9 protein-coding genes are annotated in these 6,531 nt (G+C 45.6%); 4 read left to right on the top strand and 5 right to left on the bottom strand.

Annotated features, from left to right (window positions below):
• Positions 1–68 precede the first annotated feature (68 nt).
• Entirely contained in the window at positions 69–527 is a 459-nt protein-coding gene (gene msrA / locus ACLFWI_RS24475; RefSeq protein ID WP_446415084.1) for a peptide-methionine (S)-S-oxide reductase MsrA, read from the top strand.
• A 325-nt stretch (positions 528–852) separates the two neighbouring features.
• Here the strand turns inward: msrA and ACLFWI_RS24470 are convergent, their stop codons facing one another.
• A complete protein-coding gene (locus ACLFWI_RS24470) occupies positions 853–2,496 on the bottom strand; it encodes a Ppx/GppA phosphatase family protein (RefSeq protein WP_446415083.1) in 1,644 nt (547 codons plus the stop codon).
• 151 nt (positions 2,497–2,647) lie between these two features.
• On the opposite strand from ACLFWI_RS24470, the gene ACLFWI_RS24465 reads away from it, so the two are divergent.
• The 3 genes from ACLFWI_RS24465 to ACLFWI_RS24455 all read left to right on the top strand — a co-directional run bounded on the left by ACLFWI_RS24465 (position 2,648) and on the right by ACLFWI_RS24455 (position 4,980).
• Positions 2,648–3,532, top strand: a complete 885-nt coding sequence (locus tag ACLFWI_RS24465) for a 4-hydroxybenzoate solanesyltransferase (RefSeq protein ID WP_446415082.1) — start codon at positions 2,648–2,650, stop codon at positions 3,530–3,532.
• 147 nt (positions 3,533–3,679) lie between these two features.
• Positions 3,680–4,012: a hypothetical protein gene (locus tag ACLFWI_RS24460; protein ID WP_446408769.1), complete on the top strand. Its 333-nt coding sequence runs from the start codon at positions 3,680–3,682 to the stop codon at positions 4,010–4,012.
• 182 nt (positions 4,013–4,194) lie between these two features.
• A complete protein-coding gene (locus tag ACLFWI_RS24455) occupies positions 4,195–4,980 on the top strand; it encodes a DUF3891 family protein (protein WP_446415081.1) in 786 nt (261 codons plus the stop codon).
• A gap of 41 nt (positions 4,981–5,021) precedes the next feature.
• Here the strand turns inward: ACLFWI_RS24455 and ACLFWI_RS24450 are convergent, their stop codons facing one another.
• From ACLFWI_RS24450 to ACLFWI_RS24435, 4 genes are all read right to left on the bottom strand, one after another.
• A complete protein-coding gene (locus ACLFWI_RS24450; protein ID WP_446408771.1) occupies positions 5,022–5,435 on the bottom strand; it encodes a nucleic acid-binding protein in 414 nt (137 codons plus the stop codon).
• Between the two features lie 17 nt (positions 5,436–5,452).
• Positions 5,453–5,740 (bottom strand): type II toxin-antitoxin system Phd/YefM family antitoxin, encoded by a 288-nt coding sequence (locus ACLFWI_RS24445; RefSeq protein ID WP_446415080.1) that lies wholly within the window; start codon positions 5,738–5,740, stop codon positions 5,453–5,455.
• Positions 5,741–5,813: 73 nt separating this feature from the next.
• Positions 5,814–6,191 carry a type II toxin-antitoxin system HicB family antitoxin gene (locus ACLFWI_RS24440; protein ID WP_446337715.1) on the bottom strand — a complete coding sequence of 126 codons (378 nt, stop codon included), beginning with the start codon at positions 6,189–6,191 and terminating at the stop codon, positions 5,814–5,816.
• On the bottom strand, positions 6,178–6,432 hold the full coding sequence (locus ACLFWI_RS24435; RefSeq protein ID WP_446408773.1) for a type II toxin-antitoxin system HicA family toxin: 255 nt from the start codon (positions 6,430–6,432) through the stop codon (positions 6,178–6,180). The genes ACLFWI_RS24440 and ACLFWI_RS24435 overlap by 14 nt, the downstream gene beginning before the upstream one ends.
• Positions 6,433–6,531: the final 99 nt, after the last annotated feature.

Genomic DNA, 6,531 nt, shown 5'->3' with positions numbered 1-6,531 from the left:
TCTTGCTCGCTACATTGAGCATCTTGCTCGCTACTAATACCCAATTTAAATGCATAGGTGAATTTCTAATGGAAAAAGCTACATTTGGAGCAGGCTGTTTTTGGGGAGTAGAGGCGGCATTTCGTCGATTAAATGGCGTTACTTCTACATCCGTCGGCTATATGGGAGGACATTTTGAGAACCCTTCCTATTTGGATGTTTGTGCCAGAATTACTGGACATGCAGAAGTGGTGCAAGTGGAGTATGATCCATCTCAGATTTCCTACGATGACCTGCTGAATGTCTTTTGGTCAATTCATGACCCTACCCAGTATAATCGCCAGGGACCCGATCGCGGCGAGCAATACCGCTCGGTTATATTTTTCCACAATCCTGACCAGGAGAAAATAGCCAGAGAATCAAAGCGCAAGCTTCAGATGTCTGGTAAGTATGACCAGGATATTATGACCGAAATTAAACCCGCTTCTGATTATTATTTCGCCGAAGAGTATCATCAGCAGTATTACGAGAAGAAAGGACGACCTTGATTGTCATTCGTCATTCGTCATACTCGCTTCGCGAGAAGCAAGCTACGTCATTCGTCATTTGTCATATTTGAAGAGCGCGAGAAGCAAGCTACGTCATTCCTCATTTGTTAAATTATGCCTTCTAGTTGATGCGTTACGCTACCCTTCGCGAACACTGCACGAACGCTAACACACTACTGGATTGGCACTACCTAAATTGATGGTAATAATTGGGTTCGTAGTAGGGAACCTTAGCCCTAGATCCGGTTGGGTTGAGCGAAGTCGAAACCCAACCTAAAAACTATTCCACCATTTTAGCTGGGTCACGCCACTACGGTTGCTAGAGTTAACTGGGTTGGTTTTCTAGCTGGATGACGACTTTAACATTATACTCCTCTTCAAACACCACTTTTTTATCTTCTAAACTCCAAACTTCTAAGGCACAGGTATCATTGGAATCTACAGGTGTCAGACGCAAACACAACTCTTTTTCTTCTGGTATATAGTGGCAGCAGATTTGGGAAATTGCCCCAATCTGTCGGCGATCTAGGGCAACGGCTAAACGTAATAAAGGACTGATTTCTTTGACTAGATGCCGATAGTATTTATTGGGTAAATTACTGTAATTGTCGTGCTTTTTCTTGGGGGGACTCTTGCGATGGTAACGAGCCAAATTAGCGATCACTTCAATCTCAATATCAGTAAAGCCGAGTAATTCGCCGTTGCGAATCAGGTAATAGGAATGCTTATGATGTGCAGAATGACTCACATACAAGCCACAATTGTGCAAAATTGCCGCCGCCCACAGCAATTCTCGTTCTTCGGTTCCCCAATTGTGTAGCTGTCCTTTGGTTTGATTAAATAAGCTAACGGCAAAGTTAGCCACCCGTTCACTAGAGGCTAAATTAACGTGATATTTTTGCGCGACTTTAATGATATTGCGTTGGCGAACTTCGCCTTGATACCGCAGTCTGTCTTCAATTAAGCCTTGGGAAAGCATCCAGTCTACGATAACTCCCTCTCGCAAAGCGCGTTCCCCGACAGTGAGAGACTCGATGTCTAACATTGTCATGGCTTCTAATAAAATAATCGCACCGGCAACGATAATTTCTGCCCGTTTCTGCGAAAGTCCAGAGAGTTTTTCCCGTTCAGCGCAGGTGAGTGAAGTGAGTTGTTTGACGATATCTTTTAGGTCGTTGCGGTTGAATTCATAACCATTCAGAGGACTGGGTATTACACCTAAGTTGTCTTTGGCGTGAAGGGCGGCTAGGGTTTCAATTGTACCCGAGGTTCCGACTAAACGGGGCTTTTCTCCGGGTTCTATATTGGCTAAGATATCTTCAACCGCACGTTCAAGTCGTCCCCGAATATAGGCTTGCAGGTATTGAAACTCGCGATCGCTAATCGGATCGGTGGTAATGAATTCACGGGTCAAGCGTACAGCGCCGACTTTGGTGCTGGTGAGGGAACGGGGGGCGTGACTGTCGCCTAAGATTAATTCCGTGGAACCGCCACCAATATCGATGATGATATGAGGTTGGTTATTAAATTCCATTCCCGACAAGACGCCCAAATAAATCCGCCGCGCTTCTTCTTGACCGGAAATCAGGTTGACAAATAACCCCAATTGTGAATCAACTTGCTGTAAAAAGGCGCGTCCATTGGGGGCTTCCCGTACCGCACTCGTCGCCACAGCAACCAGGTGATCCACCTGAAAACTTTTCGCTAACGCCTGACAACGTTGCAACGCCGCGATCGCACGTTTGATGGCTTGGGGGGTTAAATTCCCCGTATGCGGATCATGTTCCCCCAGTCGCACCGTATCTTTTTCTTTAGCGATAATCGTAAACGAAGGAAGCGTCGGGTCAATTCGGACGATGACCATGTGAATCGAATTCGTGCCAATATCAATGGCAGCCAGAATGCGATCATTGTCTGTGGTTGGAGTCGAAACTCCTGCCGAATTCCCTTTGGCAGCTAAATCGATCATTCTTGTATTCAGGATTACAACTCTAGCCGTGATGCTATTGACAACGATAACTTTAAACCTGCTCAAATCGACAGTAGCAAAGTGTTGCGTTATCTTAACGATATAGATTTACCCTAATTTGGTGAAGACCCGATAAAAGACCTGAGCATCGATGCTGACTGACCAACACCCTCCCTCAATACCAACTTTGCTAGCGATCGCACAGCTTTTGCGCTGGGATAAGCCAGCCGGACGCTTAATTTTGATGGTTCCCGCGCTGTGGGCAGTTTTCTTAGCCGCCCAGGGTACACCCCCGATTCCCCTAGTCGGTGTGATTATCCTAGGAACCTTAGCCACCAGTGCGGCGGGTTGTGTAATCAACGATTTGTGGGATCGAGATATTGATCCCCAAGTCGAACGCACCAAAGAACGTCCCTTAGCCTCTCGCGCCCTGTCTGTACAAGTGGGCGTGGTGGTGGTGTTAGTGGCGATGAGTTGTGCAGGTATCCTCGCCCTTTATCTCAATCCCTTCACCTTTTGGCTGTGCGTCGCCGCTATTCCCGTGATTGTATTTTATCCGTCAGCCAAGCGAGTTTTTCCGATTCCTCAGTTGGTATTATCCATCGCCTGGGGGTTTGCTGTTTTAATCAGTTGGAGTGCGGTTACTGAGAACTTACAACCCGCCACTTGGTTTTTGTGGGCAGCAACGGTAACGTGGACATTAGGCTTTGATACTGTTTATGCGATGTCAGATCGGGACGATGACCAGAAGCTTGGGGTTAATTCTAGCGCCTTGTTTTTTGGAGACTACGCCCCTGAAGCTGTTGGTCTATTTTTTGCCACCACGGTGGGATTTTTGGCGAGATTGGGATTTGTCATGCAGCTACACTGGGGCTTTTGGATTGCTTTAGGTGTAGCCACGATAGGGTGGATTTGGCACTATACGCGACTGCGCCAACCTGATATTCCCAAACCCGTTTATGGGGAAATTTTCCGCCAAAATGTCTGGATTGGTTTTGTGTTACTGGCAGGAATGATTGGGGGTTTGGTTTTGTAGGGATAATTATACCAAAAGGCAGAAGACAGCAGGTGATTGATTACTGATAAGCTGATGTGCATTGAAATTGTATATCATCTGTTCCCGGTTCCCTGTTGCCTTTTAAGGATTCAACCGAACATGATATCATTCCCATCATTTAAAATCATGAAAAAAATCCAGACCCTATCGGCGGTAATGAGTACCTTAATCCTGGTACTTATGAGCGCACCTAGAGGAAATTCGCAAACGCCTGATGTGACCCCCCAAGAACCGACGAATGCCTATCCTCCTGAGATGGTGCAACTTTATATCGAAAATTGTGTTGGCGATCGCCCGGAGGAAGTCAGGGCATTTTGTACCTGTACGATTGAGAAGATTCAAGATACTTACACCCTAGATGAATTCATGCAAATTGGTCAAGACTTGCAAGCCGGTCAGCCCGAACCGGAGGAGTTTAGGCAAATCATCACCTCTTGTATACCCAATCAAGTTAATTAGGGTCTGCTGAATAATTATAGGGGTGAGGGGAGGGAACAGGGAACAGGGAACAGTTTTCATAACTTCAACCAAATTAATCTACGGTATCAGTGGCGGCGTGACACAGCTAAAATAGTGCAAATTAAACGTATACTCAGGGGAATCAATTCAAAATTAGAATTCTTTGATTTTGAATTCAAATCATGCTACATCGCTTATCAAAAGAGGGACTTATCTGCATCACGCAACCGAACCACGCCTGGGTTTCTGGTGAATTAGCCCGGGCTTGGGGTAATGAACAGTTTGGTCAGTTTGTCCCGCAAAAAGAACTCTGTCTCGCCGCCGAACAACATGATATCGGCTGGCTGTTGTGGGAACAAGCACCAACTCTCAACCCTCAAACTGGCTATCCCTATAGGTTTACTGAACTCCCAACCCAAGTCCATATTGATATTTGGACGGGTGCGAAACAGCTAGCAATGCCTTGGGGGAGGTATGTTACGTTATTCGTTTCACTGCACGGTACTGGGCTATATGAGCGATATCGAAGTTGGCAGAAAAACCCGGAGTCTAGCCGAATTGTACAGGATTTTCTTAACAGTGAGTATGCCTTTCAAGAACAGCTTATTGCTACGTTGAACAATGACGCCCATTATGTCCCTTATGTGACACCAGAAGTGATCAAGCGCAACCAAAAACTGGTAGCGACTTGGGATGCTCTTTCACTAATTTTGTGTCAGAATGTGTCGGGTGAACAGCAAGTTGAGCAGGTTCCTACGGCTGACGGTGAAACTGTTCTAACCTTGACTCATGTTAATGATGATCCTCATCAAATCATTCTATCTCCGTGGCCCTTTCAGGAGAGTGAGATAACGCTGGTTTATGAAGGGCGGCTATTACGAGAAACGTTTACAGATGAGATGGCGATGCAAGAAGCGTTGAGGCGCGATCGCGGGTTAACTCTAACCACTATTCTGACACCAGAGTAGAATATAATTCACAACTCATTTAGGGTTGCTATAATCACGCTTTAAGACTCGTTTAGAGCGATCGAAATAACCTTGATCTTCGTAACACGATGTATGGGTTTACTAGGTTTCTCAGTTGTTATCAGTTCCTCAGCACTCACCGATAAAGGTGCCGCAACATGAAGCGCATCTATGGCAGACAAACCTAACTGACAAGCCTCCTGAAAGGCATTTGCAATAAGCGATTCCTCTGCTTTAGCCCAGTGAGTCACAGCATCAAAAAAGGCTTGATAAAAGGCGGCTTCAGACGTTTTTTGGTTATAAATTGCTTTGGGTAGAACTTCTAGTTTGACAAAAATGCTGGAGGCAAATTCTCGATTGGGGTCATCCAGAATTGCCATTGCTCTTATAGCAACATCATTTTGTCCACGAGCTGCTGCAATTAAAACACCTGTATCAATGAAGGTACGCTTCATTCTATGTCCTGTCGGTTTTAACCTCGACGTTCAGCTACTTCTTGATTAACTTCATCCAAATTTAAAAGGGGTTCACCTGTGGCAAGAATCTGCTGACGAATTTGCCAAAGTTTTCTTCCTAAGGGTGTTTGCCCAACTTCTACTCGGTTAGCTGATAGCAAACGCTCGTATTCAGCGAGGGAAAGCATGACAACCTGAGGCTTCCCCTCAGATTCGATAATCAAAGGCTGTTGCTGTTCAACAACCTGCTCGATCAATTCACCAATGTGGTTGCCAACTTCTTTTGCGTCAATTGCTCGTGACATTGCTGATCTCCTAATTGCTCTGTTCTCAAGGTTAACCTGTTGGAATGGCAGCGCGATCGCACGCTCTACCCGATCATCCCTGACTTAACACAGACACAATGTACTGATTGAGGCTCACATTTTCCCTGTCCGCTTTCTCGGCTAAACGACGATGCAACGATTTCGGCATCCGCAGGAGTAGCTTACCACTGTAGGTATCATCCGTACTGGGTAAAGGAATTTCATCTCCAGCTTCATAAGCTGTCTCAATCCATAACTCTCGCGCCTCGTTTATATTTGCGATCGTCTCATCCAACGTTTCACCTTGAGTCAGACATCCAGGTAAGTCTTTAATCTGAGCTACATATCCCCCCTCTGGATCGGGGTAAAGTGTTACTGGATACTGAAGATTCAAATAATAGTCCAATGGCTGCTTCTCACTCAGCTTGTTCTTCTGGTTAAGTGTCTTCATCGCTCCATTCCTCCAAGTTCAATAACTCAACGATTTGCTTAACATAAACCCCTTTAACTTTCTGTCCGCCTTTTTTGGGTACAGTAATTTTTCTACCTTGTGAATCTCGAAAACTATGGTGGCTACCCTTCGACCTTTTCTCTTCAAAGCCGAAAGCTTCCAGAAGGTAGCGCACGTCCTCAAACCGCACTTCTGGCGGTTTATTCAGGAATTGCTCTACTAATTTCTCTAATTTGCCCATCCAGCAATAGTATCACAGGTAGTATCATAGCAATCATCTAAACGCGCTGTTCTGCTCGAAGTCCACTCTTTCACAGCCGCAGCAGTAGGGGATTGCGAT

The organism is Coleofasciculus sp. (genome assembly GCF_046539235.1).
Taxonomy (GTDB): Bacteria; Cyanobacteriota; Cyanobacteriia; order Cyanobacteriales; family Coleofasciculaceae; genus Coleofasciculus.
The sequence above is the reverse complement of the archived record's forward strand: the minus strand, read 5'-3'. Positions and strand labels throughout refer to the sequence as shown.